The following is a 16,059-nucleotide window of genomic DNA, read 5'->3' on the forward strand; positions in this document are numbered from 1 at the left end:
GGCGGAGCTGGTGAGGCGGTCGCGCGGTGGTTGCGGTGGACGGCGGTGAGCCGAAGCGCCGGGGACGGCGCGCGGGCGGCGAGGACACCAGGGGCGCGCTGCTCCAGGCGGCGCGCGAGGTGTTCGTCGAGCGCGGCTACGAGGGCGCGACGGTGCGGGCCATCGCGGCGCGCGCGGGCGTGGACGCCGCGATGGTCAACCACTGGTTCGGCGGCAAGCAGGCGCTGTTCGCGAAGGCCGTGCTGCAGCTGCCCGTCGACCCGGTGGAGATCGTCCGCCGGATCGCCCAGGGCCCGCCCGAGCTGCTGGGCGAGCGCCTGGTGCGCACGTTCCTCGGGGTGTGGGACGCCACCGGCGGCGGCGCGTTCTCCGCGCTGGTGCGCAGCGTCGCCGGGCACGAGCAGGTCACCCACGCCCTGCACGACCTGTTCATCAAGACCGTGCTGGGCCAGGTGATGCGGGCGTTCGACGTGGACCGGCCCGAGCTGCGCGCCACGCTGTGCGCCTCGCAGATGGTCGGTCTCGGCATGACGCGGTACGTGCTGGAGTTCGAGCCGCTGGCGTCGGCCGACCCCGAGGCGCTGGTCTCGGCGGTCGGGCCGACGCTCCAGCGCTACCTGTCCGGCGACATCGGCTCAGTCGACATCGGCTCCGGCGGCATCAGCGAGGTCGCGTCGAAGCAGGTGTGATCGCCGGTGTGGCAGGCCGCGCCGGTCTGGTCCACGGTCAGCAGCACGGTGTCCCCGTCGCAGTCCAGCCGCACGTCGTGCACGCGCTGGGTGTGCCCGGACGTCTCGCCCTTGACCCACAACCTGCCGCGGCTGCGCGAGAAGTAGGTGGCGGTGCCGGTGGTGAGGGTCAGGTGCAGCGCCTCGTCGTCCATCCAGGCGACCATCAGCACCTCCCCGGTGCCGCGCTGCTGGGCGACGGCGCACACCAGCCCGTCCGCGTTGCGCTTGAGCTTGGCGGCGATGGCGGGGTCGAGCATCAGCTGGCTCCGGAGAAGTGGTCGCGCGCGGGGCGCGTGTTGAGCAGGACGGCGACGAACACGTGCGCGGCGGCGATCACCGCGCTGGCCAGGCGCACCCAGACCGGGGTGGGGCCGAGCACGACGAGCAGGTGGACCAGGCCGAACAGCAGGAAGACGGCCATGCCGCCGATCCTGGCCGGGCGGACCCCCTTCCACATGCCCGCGACGACGCCCAGCTCGATGACGGCCACCGCGACGGGCAGCACGAGCGAGGCGCTGGCGGGGTCGACCAGCAGCTGGAGGGCGGCGACCAGGACGAACGCGACCGCGCTGCCGCCGCCGAGCAGGATCGCGAGGCGGACCTCGGTGGTGGCGGGCATCAGCGGACCTCCACCCCGGCGTCGCGCAGCGAGCCCTTGACCTGGGCGATGCTCAGCTCGCGGAAGTGGAAGACGCTGGCCGCGAGCACCGCGTCCGCGCCCTCGGCGACGGCGGGCGGGAAGTGCCCCGGCTCGCCCGCTCCCCCGCTGGCGATCAGCGGCACGTCCACGACGGCGCGCACCCGGCGGATCAGCTCCAGGTCGAACCCGGCCTTGGTGCCGTCGGCGTCCATGGAGTTGAGCAGGATCTCGCCGACGCCCAGCTCCTGGCCGCGCTCGGCCCACTCGACGGCGTCGATGCCGGTTCCCCGGCGACCGCCGTGCGTGGTGACCTCGAAGCCGCTGGCGGTGGGGGCCTCGCCCTCGGGGACGCGGCGGGCGTCGACCGACAGCACGACGCACTGGGCGCCGAAGCGGCGGGACAGCTCGCCGAGGAGCTCGGGGCGGGTGATGGCGGCGGTGTTCACGCTGACCTTGTCCGCGCCTGCGCGCAGCAGCCTGTCGACGTCCTCGGGGGCGCGCACGCCGCCGCCGACGGTGAGCGGGATGAAGACCTGCTCGGCCGTGCGGCGGACCACGTCGTAGGTGGTCTCGCGGTCGCCGGAGGAGGCGGTGACGTCGAGGAACGTCAGCTCGTCGGCGCCCTCGGCGTCGTAGAGCCTGGCGAGCTCGACGGGGTCGCCCGCGTCGACGAGGTTGGTGAAGTTGACGCCCTTGACGACCCTGCCCCGGTCCACGTCGAGGCAGGGGATCACGCGCACCGCTACTGACATGCGGTCGAGCCTACGGGGCCGGGTGGGCGAGCCGGGCGGGCGGCACGGGGGCGCGCCCGCACGGGGTCACCGCCGCGCGAGGCAAGGGTCACCGCCGCGCGAGGCAGGGGTCACCGCCGCGCGAAGCGGCGCAGGCCGTCCGCGATGCCGCCGGTGGTCAGCTCCCCGGTGACGACGGCGTGCACGAACTCCTCGGCGGCGTCCACGTCCAGGTCCTCGGCCAGCGGGTGGCCGTTGACGCCGAGGAACACCCAGGTGGCGTTCCAGGACAGCCGCTTGTTGCCGTCGACCAGGGGGTGGTTGCGGCCCAGCGACTCCATGAGCGCGCCCGCCTTGGCCCAGACGTCGGGGTAGGCGTGCTCGCCGAGCACGGTCGTGGCGGGGCGGGCGGCGGCGGACTCCAGCAGCTCGGTCGAGCGCACGGGCGCGCCGCCGCCCACCAGGGCCTCGGCGATCTCCAGGAGCTCGCCGGGGGTCAGGGCCTCGAAGTCCTCGCTCATCTCGCCAGCCTCCGGTTCAGCTCCTCGCTGATCCGCAGCACCCGCTCCAGCTCCTGCCGCTTGCGCTCGTCCACGGGGCCCATCCTGCCCGCGGAGCCCCGTGATCCCCGTACGGTTTTTCGCATGGACCTAGCCGAGGGCAAGTACCTCCTCCTGACCACCTTCCGCAAGAACGGCGACGGGGTCCCCACACCGGTCTGGTTCGCGGGCGAGGGGCGCACCGCGTTCGTGTGGACCGTCGCCGAGTCCGGGAAGGTCAAGCGCATCCGCCGCAGCGGGGACGTGCTCGTGGGGCCGTGCGACGTGCGCGGCAACCCGCTGGGCGAGTCCGTCCCGGCCAGGGCGGAGCTGGTGGACGTCGCCGAGACGGACCGCGTCCGGGAGCGGATCATCCGCAAGTACGGCGTCATCGGCCGGTTGACGATCCTGGGGAGCAAGCTCCGCCGGGGCAAGAAGGGCACGGTAGGCATCAAGATCACACTGTCAACCTGAGGTTGACGATGCGCCATGCGTCAACCTAGAGTTGACGCATGGCGCTCGTGCAGCTCACCGACCTCATCGTCGACGTCGCGACCAGGCACGTCTCACCGCTGGAGCGGCTCACGGCCGCGGTCGACCTCAGCTCGCGCCTGGACGAGCTGGGCGACCACCTGATCGGGCACTTCGTGGACGAGGCCCGCCGCTCGGGGGCGTCGTGGACCGAGATCGGCGAGAGCATCGGGGTGTCCAAGCAGGCCGCGCAGAAGCGGTTCGTGCCGAAGGAATCACCCGATCTCGTGCGCCCATCGCTCGACCGGTACACCGACCGGGCGCGCAGGGTGGTCGCGCTGGCCAAGCACCACGCCAGGCACAGCGAGCGCATCGGCACCGAGCACCTGCTGATGGGCCTGCTCGACGAGCACGGCGGGCTCGGGGCCAGGACCGTGGCCAAGCTGGAGGCCTCCGAGGGCACGACCCGGCTGGCGCTGCTGGTGGAGCTGGAGAAGGAGTCCGGCAAGCGGCCCGACCCGCAGCCGTTCTCCGCCCACTCCCGCAAGGCGCTCGAACTGGCCGTGCGGGAGGCGCTGCGGCTGGCCCACACGTTCGTGGGCACCGAGCACCTGCTGCTGGGGCTGCTCGCGGAGGGCGACGGCGCCGCGGCGCGCGTCCTCGACTCGACCGGGGTCGAGCGGGACGCGGCCGAGCGCTACGTCGTCGCCGAGATCACCTCCGCGATCAACCGCGGACCGCGCTCAACGCCTCGGGCAGGGTGAACGCGCCCGCGTAGAGGGCCTTGCCGACGATCGCGCCCTCGACGCCGTCGCGGGTCAGCTCGGCCAGCGCCACCAGGTCGGCGACGCTGGACACGCCCCCGGACGCGATGACGGGGGCGTCGGTGCGGGCGCAGACCTCGCGCAGCAGGTCGGTGTTCGGGCCGGTCAGGGTGCCGTCCTTGGAGACGTCGGTGACCACGTAGCGGGTGCAGCCGTCGCGGTCCAGGCGCTCCAGGACCTCCCAGAGGTCGCCGCCGTCGATCGTCCAGCCCCTGGTGGCCACGCGGTGGCCGTGCTCGGTGATCCGCACGTCCAGGCCGATGGCCACCTGCTCGCCGTGGGACGCCAGGACCTCGGCGCACCACTCCGGGTTCTCCAGCGCGGCGGTGCCGAGGTTGACCCGCGCGCAGCCGGTGGCCAGCGCGGCGGCGAGCGAGTCGTCGTCGCGGATGCCGCCGGACAGCTCGACCTTCACGTCCAGCTTCCCGACGACCTCGGTGATCAGCTCGCGGTTGGCGCCCCGGCCGAAGGCGGCGTCCAGGTCGACCAGATGGATCCACTCGGCGCCGTCGCGCTGCCAGGCGAGCGCGGCGTCCAGCGGGGTGCCGTAGGCGGTCTCGGTACCGGCCTCGCCCTGGACCAGGCGGACGGCCTGGCCGTCGACGACGTCTACGGCGGGGAGCAGCGTGAAGGTCACGCCGTTCAGCCTAGTGGGCGGTTCCCCGCACCGGAGCCCGCCCTGCGGCTCAGAACGACTTGAGCCAGTTCTGCAGCAGGTGCGCGCCCGCGTCCCCGGACTTCTCCGGGTGGAACTGGGTGGCCTGCAGGGGACCGTTCTCCACCGCCGCGACGAACCGGTCGCCCCCGTGCTCGGCCCACGTCACCAGCGGCGGGCGCAGGTGCTCGGCGGGCTGGAGCTCCCACGTGCGCACGCCGTAGGAGTGCACGAAGTAGAACCGGGTGTCCGCGTCGAGTCCGGCGAACAGCCGGGACTCCTCCGGGGTCTCCACGGTGTTCCAGCCCATGTGCGGCACGATCGGGGCCTGGAGGCGCTCGACCGTGCCGGGCCACTCGCCGCAGCCCTCGGTCTCCAGGCCGTGCTCGATGCCCCGCGCGAACAGGATCTGCATCCCGACGCAGATGCCCAGCACCGGCCTGCCGCCCGCGAGGCGCTGGCCGATGAGCCTGCCGCCGCGCACCGCGTTCAGGCCCGCGACGCAGGCCGCGTACGCGCCGACGCCGGGGACCACGAGCCCGTCCGCGTCCAGCGCGGCCTTGGGGTCGGCGGTCACCTCCACGTCGGCGCCGACGCGCTGGAGAGCGCGCTCGGCGGAGCGGAGGTTGCCTGATCCGTAGTCCAGTACGACGACGCGTGCCACGGTGACCAGGCTAGGCCAACGGGGAGCCGCCCTGGGTCACCGGGACCACCGGGAGGACCGTGTTGATCGCCAGGCCCGCCCGGTCCGGCAGCGCGGACACCCAGGTGTCGGCCCGGCCCTCGTCGACGAGCCTGCGCACCTCGTGGGCGTCGTCGGGCAGGTCGAGGTCGGCGGCGGCCTTGCGCAGACCCCACCAGCGGGTGAGCGGGACGAGCTTGCGGGCGGCCCCGGTGTGGCCCGCGGCGCGGCCGTCGTCCCACAGCTCGCCCGCCGGGCTCCAGCGCAGGACCACGGCCTTGTCACCGACCGCGCGGCACTGCTCGGCGAGCCTGGTCGCGGCGGTGTAGCCGGTCTCGCGGCGGGGCAGCAGGACGGTGCCGGAGGTCAGCGGGACGAGTGCGGCGGGACCGGCCTCGGCACGGTGCAGGGCCAGCTGCAGCTCCGCGGTCGGCGCGGACGTCCAGATCAGCGTTCTCGGCGCGCTCACGGTGGAGATCATGCCTCAGCCGTTGCGCCTTTCCTCGGCCCCGCCCCCCTCAGCGCCTCCCGAACAGCCGTCGCGCGGCCTCCCGGACCCCCACGAGGTCCAGCTCGTGGGCGCTGTCGTGGTCGTCGGTGGTGCCGTAGGCGCGCAGCTCCTCGTCCCGGCGCACGCCCAGCGAGCGCAGCCGGTGCGGCTCGTCCGCCAGCGCCGCCGCCACCCGGTGCGCCGAGGCTCCCTCCAGGTACGGCTCGACCAGCAGCACGTCCGGGCGGGCGTGGGCGACCGCGCGGCGCAGGCCCGCCGAGTCGAACGGGCGGACCGTGGTGGCGTAGAGCACGGTGACGTCCAGCTCCGCCACGGCCGCGAGGACGGTGTCGAGCACCGGCCCGACCGCGATCACCACGCCCGCGCCGCCGCGCCGCACCTCGGTGAACCCCTCGACCACCGGGAGCGGGGCGGCGTTGGTCCGCAGGGACAGCCGCAGGTAGGTGCGGTCGTCGCGGGCCAGCGCGGCGGTGAGCAGCGGTTCGACCTCGTCGGGGTGGCCGGGGACGTGCACGGTCCAGCCGGGCAGGGTGTCGATCAGGGCCACGTCGGCGGGCGACTGGTGGGTGCGGCCGAGTCCGGGGTCGTCGTAGGAGCCGCCGATGCCCACCAGGACCGCGCCGAGGTCCTGGTGGCCGAGGTCGAGCTTGAGCTGCTCGTACGGGCGCTCGACCAGGAACGGGGCGTAGGAGTGGATGACCGGGCGCAGGCCGGTGAGGGCCAGGCCCGCGCCGACGCCGACCATGGCCTGCTCGCGGATGCCGACGTTGACCACGCGCTCGTGGTCGGGCAGCACGTCGCGGGAGATCTCGGCGATGACGGCGGCGATCCTCGGGTCGTCGGCGAGGCCGGTCCGCAGGACGCGGGCGAAGACCTCGCGCATGGTGGTCGCGCTCATCGCTTGGCCTCCACCTTCGCGACGACGGCCAGCGGCCTGCCGGGGTGCGGGGCGGTGTACGCGGCGTGCAGCGCGTCGTGGTCGCGGCCGTCCACCTCGGCGGTGGCCCAGCCCTCGACCTCGAAGCGGCGGGCGACGCCGCCGGGCCAGCCGAGCGAGCCGGAGGAGTTGTCGACGACGGTGGTCACGAGCGAGTCGAGACCGCGTCGTGCGGCCACCGCGATGGCCTCGTGGTTGCTGCCCTCGTCCAGCTCGGCGTCGCCGACGAGCACGTGCACGGCCGGCCTCGTCCTCCCGCGCAGGCGCAGGCCGATGGCGGCGCCGACGGCGATGAGCAGGCCGTGGCCGAGCGAGCCGCTGCCGATCTCGACGCCGGGCACGAGCACGCCGTCGGGGTGCAGGCCGAGGCGCGAGCCCCAGCCGGCCCAGCCGTCCAGCTCGGCCGGGTCGAGGAAGCCCTTGGCGGCGAGCACCGCGTAGTAGGCCATCGGACCGTGCCCCTTGGACAGCAGGAACCGGTCCCGGTCGGGGTCGTCGGGGTGCCGCGGGTCGACCCGCAGCACCCGGTCGTAGAGGACCCAGAGGACGTCGAGGGTGGACTCCGCAGCCCACCCGTGCTTCTCGTCGCCGGTCATCCGCGTGATGAGCGCGGGGAGGGCGGCGTACTCGGTCGCCGTGGTCATGGCTACAGCCAACAACCTCGACCATGGTGGAGGTCAACAGTAGGATCGAGCTGGTGAGCAAGTTGCCGGAGATGTTGACCATCGGCCAGGTCGCCGAGCGCAGCGGGGTGCCGCACACGGCGCTGCGGTTCTACGAGGAGCGCGGGCTGATCGCCTCGGAGCGCACGGCGGGCAACCAGCGCCGCTACCCCAGGCACGTGCTGCGCAGGCTCGCGTTCATCCGCACCGCGCAGCGGGTCGGGCTGAGCCTGGAGGAGGTGCGGGCGGCGCTGGCGACGCTGCCGGAGGGGCGCACGCCGACGAAAACCGACTGGAGCAGGCTGTCCGGGCAGTGGCACTCTGAGCTCGACGCCCGGATCGACGCGCTGATCAGGCTGCGCGACCGGTTGACCTCGTGCGTGGGCTGCGGCTGCCTGTCCCTGCGGAGCTGCCTGCTGCAGAACTTCGACGACCAGCAGGCCGCGGACGGTCCGGGCGCGCCCAAGCTGAAGCCCGCCTCGGAAGGCGGGACCTGAGAGGAAGAACGTGACCGAGGACGAAGTGATCAAGCTGTCCAAGCGGATGTCGCGCTGCCTGCGCCACGACCCCGGCCGGTACGGGCTGGCCCTGGACGCCGCGGGGTGGGTCGACCTGGGCGGGCTGGTGCGGGCGCTGCGCACCAGCCGCGAGGCCGTGCTGGAGGTGGTGGAGCGCAACAACAAGCGGCGCTTCACGGTGCGGGGCGACCGGATCAGGGCCGACCAGGGGCACAGCGTCGCCGTGGAGCTGGGGCTCGCCCAGGTCGAGCCGCCGGGAGTGCTGTTCCACGGCACGAACGCCAAGGCGCTGCCGGACGTCCTGGTGGAGGGGCTGCGGCCGATGAACCGGCACGCGGTGCACCTGTCCACCGACCTGGCGACCGCGACGCAGGTGGGCGCGCGCCGGGGCAGGCCGGTGGTGCTGGAGGTGGACGCGGCGCGGATGCACGCCGAGGGCCACGCGTTCAGCGTCAGCGAGAACGGGGTGTGGCTGGTCGCCGCCGTGCCGCCGGACTACCTGCGGCAGCGCTGATCCGGGGGCGGCCACCCGCCCCCGGACCCGTCAGCTCCAGGTCAGCGGCTCACAGCGCCCAGGCCACCGCGCCGCCGACGGCGAGCACCGCCAGCACGCCCAGCACGACCGCGAACCCCCGGTTCGTCTTCCAGGTGCTGTACACGCCGCCCAGCAGGAACCCGGCCACCGCGATGGTCCCGTAGACCACGTACTCCTTCTGCACCTACAGCACGCCCTTCGTGGACGGGACGACGCCCGCCACGCGCGGGTCCGGCTCGACCGCCGCGCGCAGCGCCCGGCCGATCGCCTTGTACTGCGCCTCCGCGATGTGGTGCGGGTCGCGGCCGTACTCCACGCGCACGTGCAGCGCGATGCCCGCGTGGAACGCCAGCGAGTCGAACACGTGCCGGTTCAGCACGAACGGGTAGTTCCCGCCGATGGTGAAGGCGTTGAACTCGGCCGGTTCCCCGGTGTGCACGCAGTACGGGCGCCCGGACACGTCGACCGCCGCGTGCGCGAGGGTCTCGTCCATGGGGATCCAGCAGTCGCCGAAGCGGCGGATGCCCTTCTTGTCGCCCAGCGCCTGCCGCAGCGCCTGGCCGAGCACGATCGCGGTGTCCTCGACGGTGTGGTGCGCGTCGATGTCCGTGTCCCCGGTGGCCTTGACCACCAGGTCCAGCGATCCGTGCGTGCCGAGGGCGTTGAGCATGTGGTTGTAGAACGGCACGCTCGTGTCGATCTCCACCTGCCCGGTGCCGTCGAGGTCGACCTCGACCAGCACCGAGGACTCCCTGGTGGCGCGCTCCACCCTGCCGACCCGGCTCACCGGCTGACCTCCTTGCTCGCTGACAGGAAACCGTTGTTCTCGTCCGGCGTGCCGATGGTCACCCGGAGCCTGCCGGGGATGCCGACGTCGCGGATGAGCACGCCCCGGTCCAGGTACTCCTGCCAGGTGGCGCGCGCGTCGGCGAACTCGCCGAACAGGACGAAGTTGGCGTTGCTGGGCGTCACGTCGAAGCCCATGCCGGACAGCTCGGCCACCACCCGGTCGCGCTCGGCGGCCAGCAGCGCGACCGAGCCGAGGGTGGCGTCGGCGTGCCGGAGGGCGGCGCGCGCGGCGGCCTGGGTGAGCGCGGACAGGTGGTAGGGCAGGCGCACGAGCAGCAGCGCGTCGATCACGGCGGGGGCGGCGGCCAGGTAGCCGAGCCGCCCGCCCGCGAACGCGAACGCCTTGCTCATGGTGCGGCTGACGATGAGCTTGCGCGGGAACTCCGCCAGCAGCCCGATGGCGCTGGGGCGGTCGGAGAACTCGGCGTAGGCCTCGTCCACCAGGACCACGCCGGGCGCGGCCTCCAGGAGCCCGCGCAGGTCCCCGGTGGGCACGGACTGCCCGGTGGGGTTGTTGGGGCTGGTCACGAACACCACGTCCGGGCGGCGCTCGGCCACGACCTCGGCGGCCCGGTCGGTGTCGAGGGAGAAGTCGGCGCGCCGGGGCGCGGGGAACCACTCCGTTTTGGTGCCCGCCGCGATGATCGGGTGCATCGAGTAGGACGGCTCGAAGCCGAGCGCGGTGCGGCCGGGCCCGCCGAACGCCTGGAGCACCTGCTGCAGGATCTCGTTGGACCCGTTGGCGGCCCACAGGTTCCGCTCGGTCAGCGGCACGCCGGTCGCGCCCGCCAGGTACGCGGCCAGGTCGGCGCGCAGCGCGAGCGCGTCCCGGTCCGGGTAGCGGTGCAGCTCGGCGGCGGCCCGCCGCACCTCGGCGGCGACCTCGTCGACGAGCTCGGGGGTCGGCGGGTACGGGTTCTCGTTGGTGTTGAGCCTGATCGGCACGTCCAGCTGCGGCGCGCCGTACGGCGACCTGCCGCGCAGGTCCTCGCGCAGCGGCAGGTCGGCGAGGGCGACCCGGTCGCCGGGCGCGCCGTCGCGGGCGTGCTCGCGCTCCAGGTCCGAGCTGTCCAGCGCGGGGCTCATCGGGCGAACCTCGCCGTCACGGCCTGGCCGTGCGCGGGCAGGTCCTCGGCCTCGGCGAGCGCCACGACCTTGGCCGCGACCTCGCGCAGGGCGTCCTCGCTGTAGTCCACGACGTGGATGCCGCGCAGGAACGTCTGCACGGACAGCCCCGACGAGTGCCGGGCGCAGCCGCCGGTGGGCAGCACGTGGTTGGAGCCCGCGCAGTAGTCGCCCAGCGACACCGGCGAGTGCGGCCCGACGAACACCGCGCCCGCGGCGCGCACCCGCGCGGCCACGGCGGCGGCGTCGGCGGTCTGGACCTCCAGGTGCTCGGCGGCGTAGGCGTCCACGACGCGCAGGCCGTCGTCCACGGTGGAGACCAGCACGACGCCGGACTGCCCGCCGGTGAGCGCGGTGCGGACCCGCTCGTGGTGCTTGGTCTCGGGCACCAGCCGGGCCAGCGCGGCGTCGACGGCGTCGGCGAGCGGCTCGGAGGTGGTGACCAGGACGGCGGCGGCCAGCGGGTCGTGCTCGGCCTGGCTGATCAGGTCGGCGGCCACGTGCACCGGGTCGGCGGTCTCGTCGGCGAGCACCGCGATCTCGGTGGGACCGGCCTCGGCGTCGATGCCGATCAGGCCGCGCAGCAGGCGCTTCGCGGCGGTGAGGTAGATGTTGCCGGGGCCGGTGACCAGGTCGACGGCCTCCAGCTCGTCCCCGGTGGTGTCGACGCCGCCGTGCGCGAGCAGCGCGACGGCGAGCGCGCCGCCGACCGCCCACACCTCGGTGACGCCGAGCAGCGCGGCGGCGGCCAGCACCGTGGGGTGCGGCAGCCCGCCGAAGTCGGCCTGCGGCGGCGAGCACACCACGAGCGACTCGACGCCCGCGGTCTGGGCGGGGACGACGTTCATGACCACGCTGGACGGGTAGACGGCGAGGCCGCCGGGCGCGTACAGGCCGACCCGGCGGACCGGGACCCAGCGCTCGGTGACCGTGCCGCCGGGCACGACCCTCGTGGTGGTGTCGGTGCGGCGCTGGTCGGCGTGGACGGCGCGGGCGCGGGCGATGGACTCCTCCAGCGCGGCCCGGACCTCGGGGTCCAGCCCGGCCAGCGCGGCGTCCAGCTCGACCTGCGGCACGCGCACCCGCTCGGGGCGGACGCCGTCGAAGCGCTCGGTGTGCTCCAGCACGGCCTCGACGCCCCGGTCCCGCACGTCCTGCACCAGCGGGCGGACCTGATGCAGCACCGCGTCCACGTCGACCTCGGCGCGCGGCAGTGCGGCGCGCAGTTCGGCGGCGGACGGGACCCGACCTCGCAGGTCGACGCGGTTGAGCATGTCACCAGGGTAGGGCGTCCACCATCCGGGCGAGTGGCAGGCCCGTGGTGCGTCAACTGTCAGCTCTCACACCATGCGGTGAAGCCGTCCAATGGACCTTTCCGAAGGGTGACGGGAGCGCCACGCTGCGTGGTGCGCGACAACGAGGTCGCCGCACTCCGTCGCACAACCCTGCCTGATGATGGAGGAAGCAGATGTCCTTCAAGCGACGCGGTCTCACGGCCGTGGCGCTCGGAGCCTGCCTGGTCCTGGTGCCCCTGCACACCGGGTCCGCGCAGCCGAGCGCGCAGAAGTCCCCCCAGCGGGAGCTGGTCGAGATCACGGCCGTCGACGCGCAGCAGCGCACGAGGGTCGCCGACACCGGGGTCGACGTGCTCGGCGTCGACGGCGACCGGATGACGGTCGTCGCCGAGCCGAACCACCGGAGCCTGCTGACGGCCACCGGACTGCCCACCAGGTCGCTGGGCGACGCGAACGCCGAACTGGCGGCGCTGGGGAAGGTGCAGTTCGCCGATCCGAAGCCGGGCGAGGTGGGCGCCAGGGACTTCCCGTCCGGGTACACCGGGTACCACAACTACGCCGAGATGGTCGCCGAGCTGCGGCAGACCGTGACCGACCACCCCACCCTGGTCACGCTGCGCAGCATCGGCAAGTCGTACGAGGGCCGCGACCAGTGGGCCATCAAGCTCAGCGACAACCCGTCGGTCGACGAGGCCGAGCCCGAGGTGCTGTTCACCTGCAACCAGCACGCGCGCGAGCACCTGACCGTCGAGATGTGCCTGCACATCATCAAGCGCTACACCGACGGCTACGCCACGAACCCCACGATCAAGTCCCTGGTGGACTCGCGGGAGATCTGGATCGTGCCCAGCGTCAACCCGGACGGCGCCGAGTACGACATCGCGGCGGGCACGCTGCGGGCGTGGCGCAAGAACCGGCAGCCGAACTCGACGTCGGTCGGCACCGACCCGAACCGCAACTGGGGCTACAAGTGGGGCTGCTGCGGCGGTTCCAGCGGCTCCGGGTCGTCGGAGACCTACCGGGGCACCGCCGCGTTCTCCGCGCCGGAGACCCGCAACATCCGCGACTTCGTGGGCAGCCGGGTCGTCGGCGGCGTGCAGCAGATCAAGGCCAACATCGACTGGCACACCTACTCCGAGCTGATCCTGTGGCCGTACGGCTACACCTACTCGGACACCGACACCGGGCTGAACGCCACGCAGGCCAGCGTGTTCTCCACGCTGGGCAGGCGGATGGCCGCGCTGAACGGGTACACCCCGCAGCAGGCCAGCGACCTGTACATCACCGACGGCGCGGTGGACGACTGGATGTGGGGCACGCACAAGATCTGGAGCTACACGTTCGAGATGTACCCGTCCTCGGGCGGCGGGACGAGCGGGTTCTACCCGCGCGACACGGTCATCGCGGCGCAGACCGCGCGCAACGACTCGGCCGTGGAGCTGTTCCTGGGCTACGCGGACTGCCCGCCCCGGATCATCAGCAGCACCTGCTGACCCGGTAGCGACGCGGCCCGGCCGCGCGGGGGCCCCGAACCTCCCCGCGCGACCGGGCCGCCGCTCTCGCCCGTCCTGCCGCTCTCGCCCGTCCTGCCGCTCTCGCCCGTCGTCCCCGCTCAGAGCCCGGCGACGACGTCCACGGCCCGGTCGACCTGGGCGGGTTCGAGGAAGTAGTGCGGGGAGGCCCGGACCACCTCGGTGACGCCGCGCCTGGTCATGTCCAGCCGGGTGGAGGTGAGCCCGCTGGTGGTGACGGTGACGTCCGCCTCGGCGAGCCGGGCCCTCACGTCCGAGGGCTCCCGGCCGTCGACGGTGAACGTGACGATGCCGGAGCGCCGCTCCCCCAGGTCGCGCACGGTCACCCCGCTGATCCCGGACAGCCCGGCGCGCAGCCGCTCGGCGCGCGCGGACACCTCGGCGGCGATGGCGTCGATCCCCAGGTCCAGGGCGTAGCGGGCGGCGGTGATGAGGCCGAGCCGGTCGGCGATGCCGTACTCCCACAGCTCGTGGGCCCTGGCGTCCGCGCGCACCGAGAACTCGGCCGGTCCGGTCCACTCGCCGCCGTGCAGGTCGACCAGCCGGGGCCGCACCCGCTCGGCGACGGCCCTGCGGACGACCAGCACGCCGGTGCCCCTGGGCCCGCGCAGCCACTTGCGGCCGGTGGCGGAGATCAGGTCGACGCCCAGCTCGTCGGCGCGCACCGGCAGCTGGCCGATGCTCTGGCAGGCGTCCAGCAGCACCAGCGCGCCCACCTCGTGCGCGGCGTCGGCGACCTCGCGGACCGGGTTGACCAGGCCGCCGTTGGTGGGGGCGTGCACGAGGGAGACCAGCTTGACCCGCTCGTCCAGCAGCTCCCGCAGCGCGGCCACGTCGACCTGGCCTGCCTCGTCGGACGGGACGGTCTCCACGGTCGCGCCGACCTCGCGGGCGCGCTGCAGGATCGGGATGGCGTTGCCCGCGTACTCGACCTCGGTGACCAGCACCCGGTCACCGGCGGCCAGCGGGACGGAGTCGAACGCGGACAGCCACGACCGGGTGGCGCTGTCGGTGAAGGCGATCTCGTCGGGCTCGGCCCCGAGCAGCTCGGCGAGCACGCCGTACCCGGCGTCGAGGTCGTCGGCGCGCTCGGCGGCGGCCCGGTAGCCGCCGACCTCGGCCTCGCGGCGCAGGTGGCCGACGACCTCGTCGACGACCAGGTCAGGGGGGAGGGAGGAGCCCGCCGAGTCGAGGAAGACGCCTCGGGAGGCCGCGGGGGTGTCGGCTCGGACGGTGGTCAGGTCGATCACTTGGAACCCCACTTCTCGATGTTCCACCACGGCCCCCAGGAGAGCGGACCGGCGCCCGCCGTGTCCACCACCTGCTGGTAGCCGTTCCAGTTGTCGCGCACCACGTAGGTGTGCTGGACCAGGGCGAGCACGACCATCGCCGGGGCCTCGACGTAGGCGCGCTGGAACTGCCGGTAGGCGGTGGCCCGCTGGGCGGGGTCGAGCTGGGCGCGGCCGGTGTCGAGCGCGGCGTCCACGACCGGGTCGGAGTAGCCCCACGGGTTGCCGGTGCGCAGCGCGGCGGTGAGGGCGAGGTCGGGGTCGAACGGGGAGCCGCCTGCCCACAGCAGCGCGTCCTGGCCGAGGCGGGGCCGGATCGAGTCCCAGGCCAGGCCCGCGAGCTGCACGTCGACGCCGACCGCGCGGGCGTCGGCGGCGAAGCCGGTGGCCAGGTCGTTGCGGACGACGTCGCCGATCGGGTACATGAGGGTGAACCGGGCGGGCGCGCCGTCGCGGGAGCGCATCCCGTCCGCGCCCCTGGCCCAGCCCGCCTGGTCGAGCAGCTGCTCGGCGCGGGCCTTGTCGTGGCGGATCGACGCGGTGGTGTCGACGTGCTCGGGCGTGGTCTCCGGCACCGGGGTGCTGGCGGCGGCGCCCTTGCCTCCGAGGAGGCTCTGCACGAGCGCCTCGCGGTTGACGGCGGCGTTGAGGGCGGCGCGGATCGCCGGGTCGCCGGTGACCGGGTTGCCGGTGGGCAGGGTGACCGCGCGCAGGTCGGCGGAGCGGTGGGTGATCAGCCGCATCCCGCTGGCGGCGCCCGCGAGCGAGGCGAGGCGGGGCGGCAGCTCGGCGCCGTCGAAGTCGCCCGCCTGCATCCGCTGGGCGCGGGTGTTGTCGTCGGGCACGAACACGACGGTCAGCTCGCGCACGCCGGGCGCGCCGCCCCGGAACCCTGGGTTGGCGGTGAGCTGGAGGCGGTCGCCGCGCTTGTGCTCGACCACCTGGTAGGGGCCGGTGCCGACCGGCTTGACCTGGTCCAGGGGCACGCCGAGGGCCTCGCTGGGCAGGATGCCGAGGACGAGCTTGTGCGGGAACGCGGCCCAGGGCTTCTCCAGCGCGAACCGGACGGTGCGGTCGTCCAGCTGCTCGACGCCCTGCAGCCCGGCGAAGTCGGCGCGGACGGTGGAGCCGGTGGCCGGGTCGAGCAGGGCGCGGTAGGTGGCGACGACGTCCTCGGGGCCGAAGGTGGAGCCGTCGCTGAACTTGACGCCCTCGCGCAGGGTCGCGGTCCAGGACAGGCCGTCGGCGGAGGGGGTCGGCAGCTGCTCGGCGAGCGCCGGGGCGAGGGTGAGGTCGGCGGAGTGGGCGACGAGCCCGTCGTAGATCTTGGCGGCGCCGTTCGCGCCGTAGCCGAGCAGCGGGTTCAGCGAGGTGGGCTCGACGGCCTGGGCGAGCACCATGGAGCTGTTGTCGTCGGTGCCGCCCGCGTTCGGCGTGGGCGACCCGGTGCACCCCGCGACGCCGACGAGGAGGGCCAGGGCGGACGGGATGAGGAGGGCGCGCACGGGGCCCGACACTACCTAGAGTGGGGTC

22 protein-coding genes are annotated in these 16,059 nt (G+C 74.0%); 6 read left to right on the forward strand and 16 right to left on the reverse strand.

Annotation, left to right across the window (positions count from 1 at the left end):
- Positions 1-26 precede the first annotated feature (26 nt).
- Entirely contained in the window at positions 27-689 is a 663-nt protein-coding gene (locus AMIR_RS28280) for a TetR/AcrR family transcriptional regulator (RefSeq protein WP_015804405.1), read from the forward strand.
- Here AMIR_RS28280 and hisI read toward each other — a convergent pair.
- The 5 genes from hisI to AMIR_RS42935 all read right to left on the reverse strand — a co-directional run bounded on the left by hisI (position 614) and on the right by AMIR_RS42935 (position 2,748).
- Positions 614-988, reverse strand: a complete 375-nt coding sequence (hisI, locus tag AMIR_RS28285; protein WP_015804406.1) for a phosphoribosyl-AMP cyclohydrolase — start codon at positions 986-988, stop codon at positions 614-616. The genes AMIR_RS28280 and hisI overlap by 76 nt on opposite strands.
- On the reverse strand, positions 988-1,350 hold the full coding sequence (locus AMIR_RS40710) for a hypothetical protein (RefSeq protein WP_015804407.1): 363 nt from the start codon (positions 1,348-1,350) through the stop codon (positions 988-990). Before AMIR_RS40710 ends, hisI begins: the two co-directional genes overlap by 1 nt.
- Entirely contained in the window at positions 1,350-2,123 is a 774-nt protein-coding gene (hisF, locus tag AMIR_RS28295) for an imidazole glycerol phosphate synthase subunit HisF (RefSeq protein ID WP_015804408.1), read from the reverse strand. The genes AMIR_RS40710 and hisF overlap by 1 nt, the downstream gene beginning before the upstream one ends.
- 110 nt (positions 2,124-2,233) lie before the next feature.
- On the reverse strand, positions 2,234-2,623 hold the full coding sequence (locus AMIR_RS28300) for a type II toxin-antitoxin system death-on-curing family toxin (RefSeq protein WP_015804409.1): 390 nt from the start codon (positions 2,621-2,623) through the stop codon (positions 2,234-2,236).
- A complete protein-coding gene (locus AMIR_RS42935; protein WP_276145698.1) occupies positions 2,620-2,748 on the reverse strand; it encodes a hypothetical protein in 129 nt (42 codons plus the stop codon). Before AMIR_RS42935 ends, AMIR_RS28300 begins: the two co-directional genes overlap by 4 nt.
- Between AMIR_RS42935 and AMIR_RS28305 the strand changes: the two genes are divergently transcribed.
- Positions 2,747-3,115 carry a PPOX class F420-dependent oxidoreductase gene (locus AMIR_RS28305; RefSeq protein WP_015804410.1) on the forward strand — a complete coding sequence of 123 codons (369 nt, stop codon included), beginning with the start codon at positions 2,747-2,749 and terminating at the stop codon, positions 3,113-3,115. The genes AMIR_RS42935 and AMIR_RS28305 overlap by 2 nt on opposite strands.
- Positions 3,116-3,153: 38 nt before the next feature.
- Complete coding sequence (locus AMIR_RS28310) at positions 3,154-3,876, forward strand: Clp protease N-terminal domain-containing protein (protein ID WP_015804411.1); 723 nt, start codon at positions 3,154-3,156, stop codon at positions 3,874-3,876.
- On the opposite strand, the gene priA is transcribed toward AMIR_RS28310, so the two are convergent.
- Genes priA through AMIR_RS28335 form a run of 5 tightly spaced genes read right to left on the reverse strand, consistent with a single transcriptional unit; the run spans position 3,839 to position 7,365 of the window.
- Positions 3,839-4,573: a bifunctional 1-(5-phosphoribosyl)-5-((5-phosphoribosylamino)methylideneamino)imidazole-4-carboxamide isomerase/phosphoribosylanthranilate isomerase PriA gene (gene priA / locus AMIR_RS28315; protein ID WP_015804412.1), complete on the reverse strand. Its 735-nt coding sequence runs from the start codon at positions 4,571-4,573 to the stop codon at positions 3,839-3,841. The genes AMIR_RS28310 and priA overlap by 38 nt on opposite strands.
- Positions 4,574-4,622: 49 nt before the next feature.
- On the reverse strand, positions 4,623-5,255 hold the full coding sequence (hisH, locus tag AMIR_RS28320; protein ID WP_015804413.1) for an imidazole glycerol phosphate synthase subunit HisH: 633 nt from the start codon (positions 5,253-5,255) through the stop codon (positions 4,623-4,625).
- Positions 5,256-5,265: 10 nt separating this feature from the next.
- Positions 5,266-5,742, reverse strand: a complete 477-nt coding sequence (locus AMIR_RS40715) for a hypothetical protein (RefSeq protein WP_162945569.1) — start codon at positions 5,740-5,742, stop codon at positions 5,266-5,268.
- A 49-nt stretch (positions 5,743-5,791) separates the two neighbouring features.
- On the reverse strand, positions 5,792-6,682 hold the full coding sequence (locus tag AMIR_RS28330; RefSeq protein WP_015804415.1) for a transketolase family protein: 891 nt from the start codon (positions 6,680-6,682) through the stop codon (positions 5,792-5,794).
- Entirely contained in the window at positions 6,679-7,365 is a 687-nt protein-coding gene (locus AMIR_RS28335; protein ID WP_015804416.1) for a thiamine pyrophosphate-dependent enzyme, read from the reverse strand. Before AMIR_RS28335 ends, AMIR_RS28330 begins: the two co-directional genes overlap by 4 nt.
- Before the next feature lie 23 nt (positions 7,366-7,388).
- Here AMIR_RS28335 and soxR point away from each other — a divergent pair, with 23 nt between their 5' ends.
- Both soxR and AMIR_RS28345 read left to right on the forward strand, forming a co-directional pair.
- Entirely contained in the window at positions 7,389-7,880 is a 492-nt protein-coding gene (soxR, locus tag AMIR_RS28340) for a redox-sensitive transcriptional activator SoxR (protein WP_015804417.1), read from the forward strand.
- A 10-nt stretch (positions 7,881-7,890) separates the two neighbouring features.
- Positions 7,891-8,415: an RNA 2'-phosphotransferase gene (locus AMIR_RS28345; protein ID WP_015804418.1), complete on the forward strand. Its 525-nt coding sequence runs from the start codon at positions 7,891-7,893 to the stop codon at positions 8,413-8,415.
- 49 nt (positions 8,416-8,464) lie between these two features.
- On the opposite strand, the gene AMIR_RS40720 is transcribed toward AMIR_RS28345, so the two are convergent.
- The 4 genes from AMIR_RS40720 to hisD are packed head-to-tail and all read right to left on the reverse strand — an operon-like array spanning position 8,465 to position 11,684.
- Positions 8,465-8,620, reverse strand: a complete 156-nt coding sequence (locus AMIR_RS40720) for a hypothetical protein (protein ID WP_162945570.1) — start codon at positions 8,618-8,620, stop codon at positions 8,465-8,467.
- The gene (hisB, locus tag AMIR_RS28350; protein WP_015804420.1) at positions 8,621-9,223 is read right to left on the reverse strand and encodes an imidazoleglycerol-phosphate dehydratase HisB; all 603 of its coding nucleotides are present in this window, start codon (positions 9,221-9,223) and stop codon (positions 8,621-8,623) included. It abuts the gene before it with no gap.
- The gene (locus AMIR_RS28355) at positions 9,220-10,371 is read right to left on the reverse strand and encodes a histidinol-phosphate transaminase (protein ID WP_015804421.1); all 1,152 of its coding nucleotides are present in this window, start codon (positions 10,369-10,371) and stop codon (positions 9,220-9,222) included. Before AMIR_RS28355 ends, hisB begins: the two co-directional genes overlap by 4 nt.
- A complete protein-coding gene (gene hisD / locus AMIR_RS28360) occupies positions 10,368-11,684 on the reverse strand; it encodes a histidinol dehydrogenase (protein WP_015804422.1) in 1,317 nt (438 codons plus the stop codon). Before hisD ends, AMIR_RS28355 begins: the two co-directional genes overlap by 4 nt.
- A 194-nt stretch (positions 11,685-11,878) precedes the next feature.
- Between hisD and AMIR_RS28365 the strand changes: the two genes are divergently transcribed.
- Positions 11,879-13,198, forward strand: a complete 1,320-nt coding sequence (locus AMIR_RS28365; RefSeq protein ID WP_015804423.1) for a M14 family metallopeptidase — start codon at positions 11,879-11,881, stop codon at positions 13,196-13,198.
- A gap of 119 nt (positions 13,199-13,317) precedes the next feature.
- Here AMIR_RS28365 and AMIR_RS28370 read toward each other — a convergent pair whose 3' ends face one another.
- Positions 13,318-14,499 (reverse strand): aminotransferase class V-fold PLP-dependent enzyme, encoded by a 1,182-nt coding sequence (locus tag AMIR_RS28370; protein WP_015804424.1) that lies wholly within the window; start codon positions 14,497-14,499, stop codon positions 13,318-13,320.
- A complete protein-coding gene (locus tag AMIR_RS28375) occupies positions 14,484-16,031 on the reverse strand; it encodes an ABC transporter substrate-binding protein (protein WP_041838442.1) in 1,548 nt (515 codons plus the stop codon). The genes AMIR_RS28370 and AMIR_RS28375 overlap by 16 nt, the downstream gene beginning before the upstream one ends.
- Positions 16,032-16,059: the final 28 nt, after the last annotated feature.

This window comes from Actinosynnema mirum DSM 43827 (genome assembly GCF_000023245.1).
Taxonomy (GTDB): Bacteria; Actinomycetota; Actinomycetes; order Mycobacteriales; family Pseudonocardiaceae; genus Actinosynnema; species Actinosynnema mirum.